Below are 17,296 nucleotides of genomic sequence, written 5' to 3' on the forward strand. Positions count from 1 at the left end.
GGTGAAGCTGTTGTCGTGGGTCGCCCAGGCCGCTCCGCGACCTCCTCGCCCAGGGCGGTCGGGGTCGCGCATACCCTGCCTGCCATGGCGACCGCCGACATCCGCCCCTACCGTGACCAGGACGACCGTGACGCCCGGGCGATCGCCCGGCTCTCGACCACCGTGCAGTGGCCGTCGCTGACCGACGCCGAGGTCGTGCACCGGGTCTGCACGGCGCCGGGCGCGGCGGCGTACGTCGCCGACGTCGACGGCGAGCTGGTCGGCTGGGCGCAGGCGCTGGGCGACGGGGTGCTGCAGTCGCACCTGGGTTTCGTGGCCGTGCACCCCGACCACCGCGGCAGGGGGATCGCGCGGCTGCTGGTGGTCGCGACGTTCCAGGCGACCGGGACGTTGCGGATGGACCTGATCACCGACACCGCGACCGGCCTCTACGAGTCCTTCAGCCACACCCGGATGCAGGGCTACCGGATCTACCCCGGGGCCTGAGTCCAGCCGGGCCGGAACTGGCGCCGGCTCGCGGGGAACTCGCGCCGGCTCGCGGCTATGCGGTGTCCTGACGCCGGACGAAGACCTCGCGGACCAGCATCAGGATCGCCGCGGCCGTGGGGATGGCCAGCAGCGCACCGACGACGCCGAGCAGGGCCGCGCCCACCAGCGCCGCGATCACGATGACCGCGCCGGGCAGGTCGACCGAGCGCGACATCACCCGCGGGTAGATCACGTAGTTCTCGACCTGCTGGTAGACCACGTAGAAGATCAGGCAGGCCAGCCCGATCGTCGGGTCGGTGGCGAAGCCGATGGCGGTCACGATCACCGCGCCGATGGTCGCGCCGATCATCGGGATCACGTCGAGCAGCGCCACCACGAAGGCCAGCGCGACGGCGTACTCACCCAGGCCCACGACGAACAGGAAGACCAGCGAGGACAGCCCCGCGGCCAGGGCCACCACGAAGGCACCCGAGACGTAGCCGCCGACCCCGGCCAGCACCCGGTCGCCCAGCTTGGCGACGCGCTCGCGGCGCGAGGCGGGGGCGAGCTGGTAGAGCGCGGCCTTGGTCGAGTTCATCGAGGCCAGGAAGTAGAGGGTCAGCACCACGATGATGAACGCGTTGAACAGCGCCCCGAGCACCGCGAGCCCGATGCCCAGCGCCCCTCCGAAGAGGGTGCCGACGAAGTCGCCGCCGCTGAGGTAGTCGCGGGCCTTGTCGAGGACCTGGTACTCCTCGTTGAGCTGCTGCACCCGTTGGTTCTGCTGCAGCTGGTCGAACCAGCCGGGTGCGTTCTCGGTGATCGCGGCCACCTGGTCGGTGATCACCGGCACGATGGCCACGGTGAACAGCCCCACGGCCACCAGGAACACCACGATGACGGTGAGCACCGCCAGCGAGCGGCGCATGCCGCGACGCACCAGCGCCTCGACCGCCGGGTGCAGCCCCGCGGCGAGGAAGAGCGAGACCACGACGAGCAGCAGGGTGCTGCTGATCGAGAGCAGCGTCGAGCCCAGCCACCACGCGGTCAACGCGCCGAGGCCGCCGAAGAAGCCCAGGTAGAACGGGGCGCGCCGGTCGAGCGGCGGCCCGGGAGTGCCCAGGTCCTCGCGGTCGCCGGGCTTGGGCCCCGAGTCCGCGGCGGCCCCGTCGGGCGCGGGGGTCTCCTCGGCGGGGGCCTCCGGCCCGTCGGCGACCTCGTCCGCGTGCGTCCCGCTCACGAGGCGGGGCCGTCTGCCTTGGTCTCCTCGTCGTCGCCGAAGGCGTTGACCAGGTCGGCCAGCGAGGCCAGCTGGGCGGTGATGCCGTCGCGGCGCTTGCGCAGCCGCTCGACCTCGGCCCGGACCTTGGCCAGCTCGCGCTCGGCCTCGGCCGTGCTCGTCGAGCTGATCGACTCCGACTGGGTGCGTGCCGAGACCACGATCTGCTCGGCCTCGCGGCGCGCCCGGCCCAGCAGCGCCTCGGCCTCCTTGGTGACCTGCTCGCGGTGCTGGGTGGCCCGGGCGGTGGCCTGGGCGGCCCGCTCCTCGGCCGAGCTGGCGCGCTGCTCGGCCTCGGCGACCAGCCGTTGGGTCTCGGCCATGGCGGTGTGGTGGTGGTCGCTGGCCTCGCGGGCCAGGCGCTCCTTCTCCACCGCCAGGGTGCGCCGGGCCTCCTGGACCTCGCGGTCGGCGGCCGCGCGGGCCTGCTCGACGGCGCGCTGGGCGGAGGTGCGCATCTCGGTCGACTCCTGCTCGGCGGCCAGGCGCAGCTGGTCGGACTCGCGGCGTGCGGCCGCGAGCACGTCGGCGGCCTCGCTGCGGGCCAGGCTCAGCTCCTGCTCGGCGTCGGCGAGGACCCGGGTGCGGTGCTCCTCGAGCTCCTTGAGCTGCACCATCCGCATGTCCTCGGCCTCGCGGGAGGCGTCGGCCCGGATCGCCTGGGCGTCGCGGGTGGCCTGCCCCCGGATCTCCTCGGCGTCGCGCTCGGCGGTCTCGCGGATCTCGGCGGCCTCCTCCTCGGCCAGGCGCAGCATCGAGCTGGCGCGCCCGCCCAGCCCGGCGTACGACGGCCGCTCGCTCTCGGCGAGCTCCTCGCGCGCCGTGGCGACCTCGCGCTGCAGCTCGGCCACCCGGCGCTCCGACTCGGCGAGCGCGCTGGAGAGCCCGCTCTTCTCGCCGACCAGCTGGCGCACCTTGGTGTCGACCGCGGCGGCGTCGTAGCCGCCGCGCCGCACGGTGGGGAAGGTCGGCGTCTCGGGACGGCCCGCCCCGGCCGCCGCGCCACCGGTGGTGCCGCCCGAGGGCTTGGCCGCCGAGGCGCCTCGCTGGGCGCCGGCGCCGGGCCGCGAGCCCGACGTCGCGCCCGCCGGCGCCGCCGGACCGCTGCCGACGGTGGGGATCACCTGGGTCTTGTCGCCGTCGCCCGAGGGGCGCTCCGGCTCGTCGTCGAAGATGGACAGGCCCTGGTCGCTCATCGAGAAAAACCCTTCTTGCCGCGCTGGGGGGAGGAACTGGTGTCGCGCGCCCGAGTCGGCGTGCTCCCGGTGCTCATCTTGGCCGATGCGCGGCCCGGATCACACCTCGCCACCCCCGCTGGCGCCTGAGATCTCGCTGTGAGTGCGACGGAGCGGGCGCGGCGCCGCGCCCGGACACGCAGCGACCCGCCTGCAGGGCCTGCAGGCGGGTCGCCGGACGGTCCCGGACGGGCCCGGGAGAGGGGTGGGAAACGGGTGGGTCAGACCCCGCGGAACCGGTTGATCGCGTCGAGGTGCTTCTCGCGCATCTCGTGGTCGCGCACGCCCAGGCCCTCCTCGGGGGCCAGGCACAGCACACCGACCTTGCCCTGGTGCAGGTTGTGGTGCACGTCGAGCGAGGCCTGGCCGACCTCGTCCATCGTGTAGGTGCGCGACAGGGTCGGGTGGATCATGCCCTTGGCCACCAGGCGGTTCGCCTCCCACGACTCGCGGTAGTTGGCGAAGTGGCTGGAGACGATCCGCTTGAGGTTCATCCACAGGTAGCGGTTGTCGTACTCGTGCATGTAGCCCGAGGTCGAGGCGCAGGTGGTGATGGTGCCGCCCTTGCGGGTCACGTAGACCGAGGCGCCGAAGGTCTCGCGGCCCGGGTGCTCGAAGACGATGTCGATGTCCTCCCCGCCGGTGAGCTCACGGATCTTGGCGCCGAAGCGCTTCCACTCCTGGGGGTCCTGGGTGTGCTCGTCCTTCCAGAACCGGTAGCCCTCCTCGGAGCGGTTGATGATCAGCTCGGCGCCCATCGAGCGCGCGATCGCGGCCTTCTCCTCGTTGGAGACCACGCAGATCGGCACGGCGCCGCCGTTGAGGGCGTACTGGGTGGCGAACCCGCCGAGGCCGCCCGAGGCGCCCCAGATCAGCACGTTGTCGCCCTGCTTCATCTGCCCGGCGTTGCGGGAGACCAGCTGGCGGTAGGCGGTGGAGTTCACCAGGCCCGGCGAGGCGGCCTCCTCCCACGTGAGGTGGGCCGGCTTGGGCATCAGCTGGTTGGACTTGACCAGGGCGATGTGGGCCAGGCCGCCGAAGTTGGTCTCGAAGCCCCAGATCCGCTGCTGCGGGTCCATCATCGAGTCGTCGTGGCCCTCGGCGTCCTCGAGCTCGACGGACAGGCAGTGGGCCACGACCTCGGTGCCGGGCTTCCACTTGGTCACGCCGGGGCCGGTCTGCAGCACCACGCCGGCGAGGTCGGAGCCGACCACGTGGTAGGGCAGGTCGTGGCGCTTGGTCAGCTCGGAGAGCCGGCCGTAGCGCTTGAGGAAGCCGAAGGTGGAGACGGGCTCGAAGATCGAGGTCCACACGGTGTTGTAGTTGATCGCCGAGGCCATCACCGCGACGTACGCCTCGCCCGGGCCCAGCTCGGGCAGCGCGACGTCCTCGACGTGCAGCGACTTGCGCGGGTCCTTGTCACGGGTGGCGACGCCCTCGAACATGTCGACCTCGTCCTCGTGCACCGTCACGGCGCGGTAGGACTCGGGCAGGTCGAGGTTCGCGAAGTCGTCCGGGGCGGTGTCGCCCGCCATGATCGCGTCGAGGATGTGCTGCACGTGGGCTCCTGTGGGTTGGGCGGGCTCTACGAGGTGTTGGTCGCGAAGATTACTGCTGGGTAACCACGGGGTCGACCCCGTGTGACCCACGGCTCAGTGCTGGGCGGCGGGCTCCACGATCTCGACGAGCACGCCGCCGGCGTCCTTGGGGTGCACGAAGTTGATCCGGCTGTCGGAGGTGCCGCGGCGCGGCTCGTCGTAGAGCATCCGCACGCCGCGCTCGCGCAGCACCGCGCTGACGGCCTCGACGTCGGTGACGCGGTAGGCCACCTGCTGGCAGCCGGGGCCGTTGCGGTCGATGAACTTCGCGATCGTCGACTCCGGCGACAGCGGGGCGAGCAGCTGCACGTGGGAGGTCGAGTCGCCCACGGCCATCATCGCCTCGCGCACGCCCTGCTCCTCGTTGACCTCCTCGTGGGCCAGGCGCATCCCGAAGGTGTCGCGGTAGAACGCGATCGCCTCGTCGAGGTCGGGCACCGCCATCCCGACGTGGTCGATGGCGGTGAAGAGGTGGCCGGGCACGCCCAGCGGACCGGGTGCCGGAGCAGGGGAGGAGGTCATGGCGAGCATGGTCGTACGCCGGGGCGCTCCGCGACAACGGTCCCGGCGCAGTTGTGACGTGTGCCTCACGACCGGGGCCCGGCGCCCGGTACCCACCGAAGTGACTCGTCGGTATCGTCGAGGTGAGGCGTGGTCCGCACCACTGCCGACCCGCCCGCAGTCGTCGTCCTTGGAGGAAACATGTCCGGAACCGTCATCGTCGCGGGGGCCCGCACCCCGATCGGCCGCCTGCTCGGCGGGCTGAAGAGCCAGACCGCCGCCGACCTCGGTGGCGTGGCCATCAAGGGGGCCCTCGAGAAGGCCGGTGTCACCGGCGAGCAGGTCGACTACCTCATCATGGGCCAGGTGATCCTGGCCGGTGCCGGCCAGAACCCCGCCCGCACCGCCGGGCTGCTGGCCGGCCTGCCCGCCAGCGTCCCCTCGATCACCGTCAACAAGGTCTGCCTCTCGGGCCTGAACGCGATCGCGACGGCCGACCAGATGATCCGCGCGGGCGAGGCCGACATCATCGTGGCCGGCGGCATGGAGTCGATGACCAACGCACCGCACGTGCTGCCGAAGTCGCGCGAGGGGTTCAAGTACGGCGACGTCTCCCTCGTCGACTCGATGGCCTACGACGCCCTCTTCGACCAGGCCACCCAGCAGGCCATGGGCGGGCTGACCGAGCAGTGCAACGCCCAGGGCACCAACCTGAGCCGCGAGGAGCAGGACGAGTTCTCGGCCCGCTCCCACCAGCGCGCCGCCGAGGCCTGGAAGAACGGCGTCTTCGACGACGAGGTCGTGCCGGTCGAGATCCCGCAGCGCAAGGGCGACCCGGTCGTGGTCTCCCAGGACGAGGGCGTGCGCGGCGAGACGACCGCGGAGTCGCTCGGCAAGCTGCGCGCCGCCTTCGCCAAGGACGGCACCATCACCGCCGGCTCCGCCTCGCAGATCTCCGACGGCGCCTGCGCCGTGGTCGTGATGAGCAAGGCCAAGGCCGAGGAGCTCGGCCTGACCTGGCTCGCCGAGATCGGCGCCCACGGCATGGTCGCCGGGCCCGACTCCACCCTGCAGATGCAGCCCGCCAACGCCACCGCCAAGGCCTGCGAGAAGGAGGGCATCGCGCCCGCCGACCTCGACCTGGTCGAGTTCAACGAGGCGTTCGCGGCCGTGGGCATCGAGTCGGCGCGCAGCCTGGGCCTCGACGAGGCCAAGGTCAACGTCAACGGCGGCGCCATCGCGCTGGGCCACCCGGTCGGCATGTCCGGTGCCCGCGTGGTGCTGCACCTGGCCCTCGAGCTGCAGCGCCGCGGCGGCGGCGTCGGCGCGGCCGCCCTGTGCGGCGGCGGCGGCCAGGGCGACGCCCTCATCGTGCGTGTCCCGACGAGCTGACCACCTGGTCCCGGACCTCGTCGAGCGCGCCCGCGCCGGCGAGGTCCGGGCCGTGGCACGCCTGATCTCGCTGGTCGAGGACGAGTCCCCGGCGCTGCGCGAGGTGATGGCCGCGCTGGCCCCGCACACCGGCCACGCCCAGGTCGTGGGCATCACCGGCTCGCCCGGCGTGGGCAAGTCGACCTCCACCAACGCCCTGGTCGGCGCCCTGCGCGCGACCGGCAAGCGGGTCGGGGTGCTGGCCGTCGACCCGTCGTCGCCGTTCTCGGGCGGTGCGCTGCTCGGCGACCGCATCCGGATGCAGGACCACGCCTCCGACGACGGCGTCTACATCCGCTCGATGGCCTCGCGCGGCCACCTCGGCGGGCTCGCCTGGAGCACCCCGCAGGCTGTCCGGGTGCTCGACGCCTCCGGCTTCGACGTGGTGCTGGTCGAGACCGTCGGCGTGGGCCAGAGCGAGGTCGAGGTGGCCGCGGCCGCCGACACCACCGTCGTGCTGCTCGCGCCGGGCATGGGCGACGGCATCCAGGCCGCCAAGGCCGGCATCCTCGAGATCGGCGACGTCTTCGTCGTCAACAAGGCCGACCGCGAGGGCGCCGACCGGGTGCGCCGCGACCTGCGCTCGATGCTCTCCCTGGGCGACCGGCCCGCCGATGCGTGGCGACCCGGCATCGTCAAGACCGTCGCGCAGACCGGCCAGGGCGTCGACGAGGTCGTCGCCGAGCTCGACCGGCACCGCGAGTGGTCGGAGCGCACCGGCGCCCTGGGGCGGCGGCGCACCCGACGGGCGCGCGTCGAGGTGGAGGCGATCGCCGTCACCACCCTGCGCCGGCGCTGGGCCGACGTGGGCGGTCGCGAGGAGCTCGACGAGCTCGCCGTGGCGGTCGCCGAGGGCCGCACCGACCCCTACACCGCCGCCGACGGGCTGCTCTCGGCGTTCACCGACTGATCACCCGCACGCCGCCCCGCCGCTCCTGACCCGTCCACCGGCGCCCCCGAGCCTGGGGGCATGCGAGTCGCCGTGGTCACCGAGTCGTTCCTGCCCCAGGTCAACGGGGTCACCAACACCGTGCGCCAGGTCGTCGACCACCTGCGCCGCACCGGGCACGAGGCGATCATCGTCGCGCCCGGCCCCGGCCCCGGGTCGTACGACGGGGTGCCGGTGGTGCGGGTGCGCTCCGTCGGGCTGCCGACCTACCGCTCGTTCCCGATCGGGCTGCCCGACGCCGCGGTGCACCGGGCGCTGGTCGACTTCGACCCCGACGTGGTGCACCTGGCCTCCCCGATCGCGCTCGGGGCGGTCGGGCTGCGTGCCGCGCGGCGGCTGGGCGTGCCGACGGTGGCGGTCTACCAGACCGACGTGGCCGGGTTCGCGCGCCACTACCGCGTGCGCGCCGACCTGCTCGCGGGTGCGTGGGTGGGGCGCCTGCACCGGCGCGTCGACCGCACCCTGGTGCCCTCGACGACCTCCTACCGCCAGCTCGCCGCGCTGGGGGTCGGCGACCTGCACCTGTGGCGGCGCGGGGTCTCCCTCGACCTCTTCGGGCCCGCGCGGCGCAGCGCCGCGCTGCACGAGCGGTGGGCACCGGGTGGCGAGACCCTGGTGGGCTACGTGGGCCGGCTGGCCCCCGAGAAGCAGGTACGCCGCCTGGTCGAGGTCTCCCGGCTGCCCGGCGTGCGGGTGGTTGTCGTCGGCGACGGGCCGGAGCGGGAGTCGCTGGAGCGGCGGATGCCCGACGCCGTCTTCACCGGGATGCTCGGCGGAGCCGACCTGGCCCGGGCCTTCGCGACCCTCGACGTCTTCGTGCACCCCGGCGAGTCGGAGACCTTCTGCCAGACCGTGCAGGAGGCCCAGGCCAGCGGGGTGCCCGTGGTGGCGGTGGCCGCCGGGGGGCCGCTGGACCTCGTCGAGCACGGCCGCACCGGGCTGCTCTACGACCCGCGCGCCGAGGGCGCGCTCGCGCAGCAGGTCGCCCGGCTGGTGGCCGACCCGGTGCTGCGCCACGAGCTGGCCGACCGGGCCGCGCGCGAGGTGGCCCAGCGCGGCTGGGCGGCCGTCGTCGACCAGCTCGTCGAGCAGCACTACCGGGCGGTGCTGCGTCCGGGACCGCACCGAGCGGCGGCCTGAGCGGGTGCGGATCGCCCAGCTGGCCAACTTCGTCGGGCCCGCCTCCGGTGGCATGAAGACGGCCGTGCAGACCCTCGGCGCGGGCTACGCGGCCGCCGGGGTGCCCCGGCTGCTGGTGGTGCCCGGCCCGCGCGACCGGCGCACCACCACCGAGCACGGCGACGTCGTGCAGCTGCGGGCCCCGCGCGTCGGCGGTGGCTACCGGCTGATCGTCGAGCCCTGGCGGGTCGGGGAGGTCCTCGAGCAGTTCGCACCGACGTCGGTGGAGGTCTCCGACAAGGCGACCCTGTGGCCGGTGGCGCACTGGGCGCGGCGCCGCGGGGTGCGCTCGGTGCTGTTCTCCCACGAACGGCTCGACGCGATGCTCTCGCTGCGCACCGGCCGCGAGGCCGGGACCCCCGGGATCGCTGCGCCGGTCTCGGTGCTCAACCGGCTCCTGGCCCGCAGCTTCGACGAGATCGTGGTGACCTCCGAGTTCGCCCGCCGTGAGCTGCAGGAGGTCGCCGGCGCCGCCGGCACCCGGCTGCACCGGGTCGCCCTGGGCGTCGACCTCGACACCTTCGCCCCGCCCGAGGCCCGCGATCCCCGTGGCCGGGTGCTGCGGCTGGTGCACGCCGGACGGCTCTCCCGGGAGAAGAGCCCGCACCTGGCGGTCGGTGCCGCCGTCGCCCTGCACCGGCGCGGGGTCGCGGTGCACCTCGACGTCTACGGCACCGGGCCGCACCGCGCCGAGCTCGTCGAGCTGGCCGGCGGCGCGCCGGTCACCTTCCACGGCCACGTCGCCGGGCGCCGGGCGCTGGCCGAGCACCTGGGCCGCGCCGATGTCGCGCTCTCGGTCTGCCCCGGCGAGACCTTCGGCCTGGCCGTGCTCGAGGCACTGGCCTGCGGCACCCCCGTGGTGACGGCGTCGTACGGCGGGGCGCGCGAGCTGGTCGACGACGTGTGCGGCGCCTGGGGGCGTCCGGTCCCCGACGACCTGGCCGACGCGGTGCTCGCCCTGGCCGCGCGACCCGAGGCGGTGGCGCGCCCCGCGGCCCGGGCGCGCGCCGAGCTCTTCGCCTGGGACCGCACCGTGCACGACATGCTGGCCGTGCACGCCGGGCTCACCCCGGCAGCGAGGGACGGACGCGGCGACGAGCCGGGGGCGGCAGCGCGGACGGCCTGACCGCCCAGGTCAGCGCGATCGCCAGACCCACCACCAGCGTGGCCGTCAGCGCGATCGCCACGTGCAGGCCGCGCAGCTCGGAGTCGAGGGGCGCGGTGATGCCCAGCGCGAACGAGAACCACACCAGCAGCGCCAGTGCCCGGCCGCGCAGGTGGCAGGCCGCAGCCAGCGGCAGGCACCACAGGGCGTACCAGGGGTGCACCACCGGGCTGAGCAGCACCGTCGCGGTCAAGGCCAGCGCGCTCGCGCGCAGCGCCGCCCCGGGGTCGCCGGTGCGCCCGCGCAGGCCCAGCCAGGCCACCAGCGCCAGCGCGGCGACCTGCGCCAGCAGCCGTGCGCCGGGCAGCAGCAGCTCGAGGGTGGCGCTGAGCGCCAGCGGCGTGTGCACGGTGCCGGGCACGCCCAGGGCGTGCACCCAGCCGCTGCCGGTGCCAGCGACCACGCCCACCCCGACCAGCGTCGCCACGCTGACGAGCGCGACCTGGGCCCCGCGGCCCACGCGCTCGCGCAGGCCTGCGCCGACGGGCAGCGACACGAGCAGCACCCCCAGGCAGACCAGGCCGCCGGGCAGCTTGACCGCCGCGGCCAGCCCGCCCGTGGCGGCGCCGAGCAGCCAGCCCCGCTCGGCGGCCACGACCAGCGCCGCCGCCCCGAGCCCGGCCACCAGCAGGTCGTTGTGGAGGCCGCCGACGCCGTGGGCCAGCACCAGCGGGCTCGGCAGCACCAGCGCCGAGACGAGCGCGGCGTCGTACCGGGTCCACGCCGCCAGGCGCGGCAGCGCCCAGGCCAGCACCGCCAGCCCGGCCAGGGCGAGCACGCGGTGGCCCACGACCATCGCCCACGGCGAGTCCACCAGCCGCGCGGTGCCCGCGCCCCACAGCAGCGGCAGCGGACCGTACGGCGTCGGGGTGCCCAGCCAGCGGGGGTCGACGGCCTCGACCACCGGGCCGGAGAGCACGCCCGGGCCCCAGCGGTAGGGCGAGAGGCCGAGCCGGGTGAGCTCGCCCTGGGCGGCGTAGCTCCAGCCGTCCCGGCTGAACAGGGGAGGGGCGAGCAGGAGAGGTGCGCTCCACAGCACGGTGGCCGTGCGCACCAGGCGCAGCTCGGCCCGGCCGTGCCCGGCGGCCCGCCAGAGCCGGATCCAGGCGGCGCTGAGCAGACCCAGGCCGCCGACCACGACCACCAGCCCGCTCATCCGCCCCGGCATCGAGTGCCGCCACGGCAGGTCGGCCACCCACGAGCTGGCGGGCACCGCGCTGATCACCAGACCACCGACGAGCACCAGCAGCGAGCCGAGGACGCCGAGGTGCAGGGTGCGCCGTGAGGGGCTCGACCGGCGGGCGGGCTGGGGCACGCGGTGACGCTAGGGGCCCCCGGCGGCCGGTGGCGCACACGCCGGTGAACGCCGCGGCAACGGCGCGCGACCGGGCCCCGCAACCGTTCCGCAGCCGTTCACCGCACCTCCACGGCGGCGCTGCGCGGGTGTCGGGCGCGCTGCCCACGGTGGGTCCATGCGACTCACCGTGATCGGCACCGGCTACCTGGGCGCGACGCACGCCATCTGCATGGCGGTCCTCGGCCACGACGTCCTGGCCCTCGACCGCGACGGCGAGCGGCTCGCCGCGCTGGCCGCCGGGCGGGTCCCCTTCCACGAGCCCGGCCTGCCCGAGATGCTGCGCAAGGCGCTCGACTCGGGCCGCCTGCGCTTCACCGACGACGTCGCGGAGGTCGCGGCCTTCGGCGAGGTGCACTTCGTGTGCACCGGCACCCCCCAGCTGGCCGGCTCGATGGGCGCCGACCTGTCCCAGGTCGAGGGTGCGGTCGCCGCGCTCGCCCCGCACCTCGAGCGGCCCTGCCTGGTCGTGGGCAAGTCGACGGTGCCCGTCGGCACCGCCCAGCGGCTCGCCGGCCTCCTCGCGGGGCTCGCGCCGGCGGGTGCGGCGGCCGAGCTCGCCTGGAACCCCGAGTTCCTGCGCGAGGGCCACGCGATCGAGGACACCCTGCGGCCCTCGCGCCTGGTGCTGGGCGTCGCCGCCGGGACGGCCCGGGCCGTCCTCGAGGCCGTCTTCGCGCCGCTGCTCGCCGCGCAGGTGCCCTGCGTGGTCACCGACCTGGCCACCGCCGAGCTGGTCAAGGGGGCGGCCAACTCGTTCCTGGCCACCAAGATCTCCTTCATCAACGCCATGGCCGAGGTGTGCGAGGCCTCCGGCGCCGACGTGCACCAGCTCGCCGCGGCCCTCGCCCTCGACGACCGCATCGGCGGGCGCTTCCTCAAGCCCGGGCTGGGCTTCGGCGGCGGCTGCCTGCCCAAGGACATCCGGGCCTTCGTGCACCGCGCCGAGGAGCTCGGCACCGGGCGCAGCGTGCGCTTCCTGCGCGAGGTCGACGACATCAACCGGCGTCGTCGGCTGCGCACCGTCGAGCTGGTCCGCGAGCAGGCCGGCGGCGACCTGCGCGGGGCCCGCGTGTGCGTGCTGGGCGCCGCCTTCAAGCCGCACTCCGACGACGTGCGCGACGCCCCCGCGCTCGAGGTGGCCCAGCGGCTGCACGACGAGGGTGCCCGGGTGGTGGTCGTCGACCCCCAGGCGCTCGACAACGCCCGCCGCACCCACCCCGACCTCGAGTACGCCGACTCGGCGCTCGAGGCCGCGGCGGGCGCCCGCGTGGTGGCGCTGCTGACCGAGTGGGACCAGTTCCGCGGCCTTGACCCGCGCCGCCTGGGAGAGGTCGTGGCGCAGCGTGCGGTCGTCGACGCGCGGGGCGCCCTCGACCCCGACGCGTGGCGCGCCGCCGGGTGGAGCGTCCGGGCGCTGGGCGCCGCCTGAGCGACGCCCGGCGCGGCGGCTCGGCGGCTCAGGCGGGCCGGATGTTCTGGTTGACGTGGAAGAAGTTGGTCGGGTCGTAGGCAGTCTTGACCTGGACCAGGTGGGCGTAGTTGCCGCGGTAGGCGGCCCGCACCCGGTCCTCGCCCTCGTCCATCATGAAGTTGACGTAGGCGCCCCCGGCGGAGGTCGGGTGCAGCTCGGACCAGTAGCCCTTGGCCCACTCGGTCATCGCCGGGTTGTCGGCGGGGTCCGGGCTGACGCCGACCATCACCCCGGCCCAGCCGCCCGAGCGGTAGGCGAAGGCCGTGGCGTCCTGCGCCACCCGCGAGGCGGCACCGTCGATGGGGTAGAGGTGCATGGTGGAGTGTCCGGTCGGCAGCGCCTCGCCGAACCGGCTGTGCACGTCGACCGCCTCGTCGCTGATGGACTCGTACATGTCGGCCCGCCAGTACCACTGCAGCCCGGCGGGGTAGAGGGCGTTGAAGGCCGACTGCAGCACGTTGAAGGGCATCTCGTGCATGCCCACGACCAGCGGCCGGCCGAAGGAGCGGACCGGGTCGAGCAGCTCGTCGGCGCGGTCGTGCGGACCCGTGTAGCACCAGACGATGCCGCACGCCTTGCGGCCCCACAGCTCCTCCGGGAAGGGGGCGGCGGGCGGGATGGTCAGCACCCCGAACCAGCCGCTGAGCTCCTCGGGCAGCGAGGGCAGCAGCTCGCGGTACCAGCGCAGCACCTCGCTGGTGTCCCCGATGTCGTAGAGGACCGGGCCACCGATCACCACGCCCCCCTCGCCGACCGGGTGGCAGCGGAACTCGAAGGAGGTGACGACACCGAAGTTGCCCCCGCCCCCGCGCAGCGCCCAGAACAGGTCGGGGTGGTGCTCGGCGTCGGCGGTCACCAGGCGCCCGTCGGCGAGCACCACGTCGGCCGAGAGCAGGTTGTCGACCGTCAGGCCGTAGCGACGGCTCAGGTAGCCGACCCCGCCGCCCAGCGTCAGGCCGCCGACGCCGGTGGAGCTGAGGAACCCCGAGGGGGTGGCCAGGCCGAAGCCCACGGTCGCGTGGTCGACGTCCTGCCAGGTGCAGCCGCCGTCGACGCGCACGGTGGCCGTGGTGGGGTCGACCCGCACCGAGCGCATCAGCGACAGGTCGACCACCAGGGCGTCGTCCCAGACCCCGAGGCCGCCGGCGTTGTGGCCGCCCCCGCGCACGGCGACGTCGAGTCCGTGCTCGCGGGCGAAGCCGACCGCCGCCACCACGTCGACGGTGTCGCGGCAGCGCGCGAGCGCCGCCGGCCGCCGGTCGATCATGCCGTTGTAGACCGCGCGGGCCTCGTCGTAGTCGTCGTCCCCGGGCAGCACGAGCGGACCGCGCAGCAGCGGTGCCAGCTCCTCCCAGGGCACGGGGCCCGCGGCGTGGGTGCCGGGACTGGTGGGTGCGGTCGTGGTCATGTCAGGGCTCCTGGATCGGTGGTGGGACGAGCCGTTGCCCGTCGCCGACCGACGCTAGGGAGCGGGGCGTTCGGCCAGCGTTCGGCCGGTGTCGAGGTCGTCGCAGCAGCGTCGGAGCAGCGTCACGCTGCCGTGGTCGCGCGCCAGCGCCGCGGCCTGCTCGAGCGTCGCCGTCGCCGCCGCGGGGGGCAGCAGGGCGGCCCGGCGCCGCAGCACCTCCGGGAGCCACCAGACGTCGTGGTGGGTGCGCGCACTGACGGTGGCGGCGTCGAGCAGCGCCACCACCCGGACCGGGTCGGTGGTGCGCTGGGCCAGCAGCTCGAGCCAGTACGGCATCCGGGTGAAGGCCCCGGCCCGGCGCAGCCGGGCGACCGCGTGCTCCATCCGGGCCGTCCCGGCGCTGCTGTCGGCGCTCCACCCGGCGAGCACCTCGCCCCAGTCGGCGTAGTAGGCGAAGCCGTGCCGCCGGCTCAGGGCCGCCAGCTCGTCGGTGGAGGCGGCGAGCCGAGCGGTGTCGTCGAGCAGCTGCTGGGTGAGCGCGGCGTAGCCCAGGGCGATGGCCAGGCTGTAGGGGTGGGCGAGGGCCCGGGCCCGCTCGACCGCCTCCTCGGCGTGCCGGCGCGCGGTGCCCGGGTCGCCGAGCAGCCAGTGCGCGTGGGCCGACCAGGCGTGGGCGTGCACCGTGGGGTGGCTGCCGATGCTCAGCGACGCCTCGTCGGCGGCCAGGGTGGTCGCGCGGTCGAAGTGCTGCAGGGAGTCCGCCGCCCCGCCCAGGGAGAGCAGCGAGCCGGCGCAGGCGAAGTGGGCCTGCGAGCGCAGCAGGTCGGCCGTCGGGTCGGCGTCGCCGGCGGCCTCGCTCAGGGCCAGGGCGCGCAGGGCGATCGCGTGGGCGCGCGGGATGTCGCCCTGCACGAACCGGGCCGCCCACAGGCCCACCAGGGCGTCCATGGTGGCGCCCACCAGGCCGGCACGCTCGCCCAGGTCGACCGCCCGGGTCAGCGTCGCGGCGAGCTCGGGGTCGGAGTAGCCCCGCGAGGCGTTGAGCGCGCGCGCCAGCCCCGACAGCGCCTGCAGCTCGCGCCGGTCCCGGCCCGGGCCGGTGGGCAGGTCGGCCAGGAGTCGCAGCGTGCGACGGTGCAGGCGGGCGGCGTCGGCGTGGGCGAAGACGGAGTCGGCCAGCAGGGCAGCACGCTGGTAGAGCTCGCAGGCGCGCTGCGTGGAGCCCGCCCGGGCGTACTGGTCGGCGAGCAGGTCGGCCACCGGGTCGAGGTCGCCGGCGTGCAGCTCCTCGAGGCCGGCGGCGAGCCTGCGGTGCAGGAGCCAGCGCGCCGCCGGCGTCAGCTGCTCGTACGCCGCCCGGCGCAGCAGGTCGTGGGAGAAGTCGTAACGCTCGCGGTGGACGGAGAGGATCCGCAGCCGCCACAGCTCGTCGACGGCCGAGACCACCGCCTCGGCGGACAGCTCGCACGACGCGCGCAGCAGGTCGAGCGGGAAGTCGCGTCCCACCGCGGAGGCCAGCTCGACGACGGCCCGGCAGTCGGGGCCCAGGTCGTCGAAGCGGCCCCGCAGCAGCGCGGCCAGGTCGGGGGAGGCGGCGTGCAGCCGCGCCAGCCCCGGGTCCCGGCGCACCGCCTCGACCAGGTGGAGCGGGAAGCCCCCGGTGACGTCGTGGAGCAGCCGGGCCTGCTCGTCGCCGGCCTGCGGGCAGAGGTGGCGCAGCAGGTCGGCGCTGGCGGCGGGGGGCAGCGGTCGCAGCGCCAGCTCGCGCAGGGGGGCCACCGCGCGGGCGCGGCGTACCCACCCGTCGAGGGCGCGGTCGGCCGTCGGGTCGCCGCTGCGCGCGGTGAGCACCAGCAGGAGCGGCCGGTGGGGCTCGAGGCTGCGCAGGAACCCCAGCAGGTCGAGGGTCTCCAGGTCGCACCACTGCGCGTTCTCCAGGACCAGCACCACCGCTCGCCCGGGCGGTCGCAGGGCCTCGGCGAGGCCACGGAGGAAGTGGTGGCGACGCCAGGTGTCGACCACGCCGCGGGTGTCGCCCCCGGCGGCCGCGCCCCCGCCGGGCAGCAGCCGGTCGACCTCGTCGCGCCAGCGGGCGGGCAGCGCCTCGAGCCACCGCTCCAGCCCGGGCTCGCCGAGCCACTGCACGACCGGTGCCAGGGGCATCGGGTCCAGACCCGCGTAGCACTGGGCGAGCGCCACGCAGGCGCCGTCGGCGGTGGCACGGTGGGCCAGCTCGGCGACCAGCCGGGTCTTGCCGACCCCGGGCTCGCCGCTGACCAGCACGGTGCGCACGCCGCCGCGCTCGACGTCGTCGAGGGCCCGCTCGAGCCAGGCCAGCTCCTCGTCGCGGCCGACCAGGCCCACCGGGCCCACCAGGCCCACCGGCCCCGCCGGCGCCGGGGACCCGGCCGAGCGGGGCACCGTCTGCGGTGACGACCCCCGGTCCCCGCTCACGAGGGTGTCGCGCAGCTCGCGGGTGGCCGGGTCGGGCGCCACCCCCAGCTGCTCCTCGAGCACGTCGGCGCAGCGGTGGTAGGTGCTCAGCGCCCCGGCCCGGTCGCCCTGCGCGGCCTGCAGGCGCATCAGGTCGCGGTGCGCCGTCTCGTCGAGGGGGTCCAGCGCGACCCGGCGGCGGGCCGCGCGCACGGCCAGGTCCCAGCGCTGCGCGGCCCCCGCGGCCACGGCCAGCGCGCTGCACAGCTCGCGGGCGCCCTCGACCAGGCTCGCGCGCTGGGCCAGCACCCACTCGTCGTACAGGCCCGGCAGCAGGTCGCCGCCGTACGCCGCCAGCGCGAGCTCGCCGTGCTCCAGCAGGGCGCCCGGGCCGTCCGTCGCGTGGACGAGCGCCCGGTCCCGCGCCGTGAGGTGCTCCACGAGGTCGACGACCACGTCACCCTCGCCCGTCCACGTCAGGTCGGTGCCGCTCACCACCACGGCCTCGCCCGCGCCGGGCAGCCGCCGCAGCTGGTGCAGCTCGCGGCGCAGGTTGGTCAGCGACTGCTGCTGGGCCGAGTCGGGCCAGAACGCCTCGGCGATCCGGACCCGGGGCTGGGGGGTGCCCCGGTGCAGCGCCAGGTAGGCGACCAGCGCGATCGAGCGCGCCGAACGGGTGAGCACCTCGCCGGTCGCGTCGTCGACGGCGCTGCGCTCTCCGAGGACCCGCACGCGGAGCATGCCTACGAGACTGCGCCCTCGCGGGCCCCGCGTCGAGACATCGGCCGGACCGGTCCTCGCGACGCGCGCGAGGATCCCTAG

13 protein-coding genes are annotated in these 17,296 nt (G+C 75.3%); 6 read left to right on the forward strand and 7 right to left on the reverse strand.

Features of this window, described 5'->3' with window-relative positions; translation table 11 throughout:
• Positions 1 to 84: 84 nt before the first annotated feature.
• The gene (locus JOE61_RS18470) at positions 85 to 486 is read left to right on the forward strand and encodes a GNAT family N-acetyltransferase (protein ID WP_193667477.1); all 402 of its coding nucleotides are present in this window, start codon (positions 85 to 87) and stop codon (positions 484 to 486) included.
• Positions 487 to 541: 55 nt separating this feature from the next.
• On the opposite strand, the gene JOE61_RS18475 is transcribed toward JOE61_RS18470, so the two are convergent.
• The 4 genes from JOE61_RS18475 to mce form a co-directional block, all read right to left on the reverse strand.
• Positions 542 to 1,708, reverse strand: a complete 1,167-nt coding sequence (locus tag JOE61_RS18475; protein ID WP_193667476.1) for an AI-2E family transporter — start codon at positions 1,706 to 1,708, stop codon at positions 542 to 544.
• Positions 1,705 to 2,943, reverse strand: coding sequence for a coiled-coil domain-containing protein (locus tag JOE61_RS18480; protein WP_193667475.1), 1,239 nt, complete (start codon positions 2,941 to 2,943; stop codon positions 1,705 to 1,707). The genes JOE61_RS18475 and JOE61_RS18480 overlap by 4 nt, the downstream gene beginning before the upstream one ends.
• Positions 2,944 to 3,203: 260 nt before the next feature.
• The gene (ccrA, locus tag JOE61_RS18485) at positions 3,204 to 4,541 is read right to left on the reverse strand and encodes a crotonyl-CoA carboxylase/reductase (RefSeq protein ID WP_193667474.1); all 1,338 of its coding nucleotides are present in this window, start codon (positions 4,539 to 4,541) and stop codon (positions 3,204 to 3,206) included.
• A gap of 93 nt (positions 4,542 to 4,634) precedes the next feature.
• A complete protein-coding gene (gene mce, locus JOE61_RS18490; protein ID WP_204797312.1) occupies positions 4,635 to 5,102 on the reverse strand; it encodes a methylmalonyl-CoA epimerase in 468 nt (155 codons plus the stop codon).
• Positions 5,103 to 5,282: 180 nt separating this feature from the next.
• On the opposite strand from mce, the gene JOE61_RS18495 reads away from it, so the two are divergent.
• Genes JOE61_RS18495 through JOE61_RS18510 form a run of 4 tightly spaced genes read left to right on the forward strand, consistent with a single transcriptional unit; the run spans position 5,283 to position 9,766 of the window.
• Positions 5,283 to 6,473 (forward strand): acetyl-CoA C-acetyltransferase, encoded by a 1,191-nt coding sequence (locus JOE61_RS18495; RefSeq protein WP_193667472.1) that lies wholly within the window; start codon positions 5,283 to 5,285, stop codon positions 6,471 to 6,473.
• Entirely contained in the window at positions 6,457 to 7,422 is a 966-nt protein-coding gene (meaB, locus tag JOE61_RS18500) for a methylmalonyl Co-A mutase-associated GTPase MeaB (protein ID WP_193667471.1), read from the forward strand. The genes JOE61_RS18495 and meaB overlap by 17 nt, the downstream gene beginning before the upstream one ends.
• Positions 7,423 to 7,482: 60 nt before the next feature.
• On the forward strand, positions 7,483 to 8,601 hold the full coding sequence (locus JOE61_RS18505; RefSeq protein WP_193667470.1) for a glycosyltransferase family 4 protein: 1,119 nt from the start codon (positions 7,483 to 7,485) through the stop codon (positions 8,599 to 8,601).
• A 4-nt stretch (positions 8,602 to 8,605) separates the two neighbouring features.
• Positions 8,606 to 9,766 carry a glycosyltransferase gene (locus JOE61_RS18510; RefSeq protein WP_307823091.1) on the forward strand — a complete coding sequence of 387 codons (1,161 nt, stop codon included), beginning with the start codon at positions 8,606 to 8,608 and terminating at the stop codon, positions 9,764 to 9,766.
• On the opposite strand, the gene mptB is transcribed toward JOE61_RS18510, so the two are convergent.
• On the reverse strand, positions 9,705 to 11,120 hold the full coding sequence (gene mptB / locus JOE61_RS18515; RefSeq protein ID WP_193667469.1) for a polyprenol phosphomannose-dependent alpha 1,6 mannosyltransferase MptB: 1,416 nt from the start codon (positions 11,118 to 11,120) through the stop codon (positions 9,705 to 9,707). The two genes, JOE61_RS18510 and mptB, sit on opposite strands and share 62 nt — an antisense overlap.
• A 157-nt stretch (positions 11,121 to 11,277) precedes the next feature.
• Between mptB and JOE61_RS18520 the strand changes: the two genes are divergently transcribed.
• Complete coding sequence (locus tag JOE61_RS18520; RefSeq protein ID WP_193667468.1) at positions 11,278 to 12,591, forward strand: UDP-glucose dehydrogenase family protein; 1,314 nt, start codon at positions 11,278 to 11,280, stop codon at positions 12,589 to 12,591.
• A 28-nt stretch (positions 12,592 to 12,619) separates the two neighbouring features.
• On the opposite strand, the gene JOE61_RS18525 is transcribed toward JOE61_RS18520, so the two are convergent.
• Both JOE61_RS18525 and JOE61_RS18530 read right to left on the reverse strand, forming a co-directional pair.
• Complete coding sequence (locus JOE61_RS18525; RefSeq protein WP_193667467.1) at positions 12,620 to 14,041, reverse strand: FAD-binding oxidoreductase; 1,422 nt, start codon at positions 14,039 to 14,041, stop codon at positions 12,620 to 12,622.
• A 54-nt stretch (positions 14,042 to 14,095) separates the two neighbouring features.
• Positions 14,096 to 17,215: an ATP-binding protein gene (locus JOE61_RS18530; RefSeq protein ID WP_193667466.1), complete on the reverse strand. Its 3,120-nt coding sequence runs from the start codon at positions 17,213 to 17,215 to the stop codon at positions 14,096 to 14,098.
• Positions 17,216 to 17,296 lie beyond the last annotated feature (81 nt).

Origin of the sequence: Nocardioides salarius (assembly GCF_016907435.1) — a bacterium.
Taxonomy (GTDB): Bacteria; Actinomycetota; Actinomycetes; order Propionibacteriales; family Nocardioidaceae; genus Nocardioides; species Nocardioides salarius.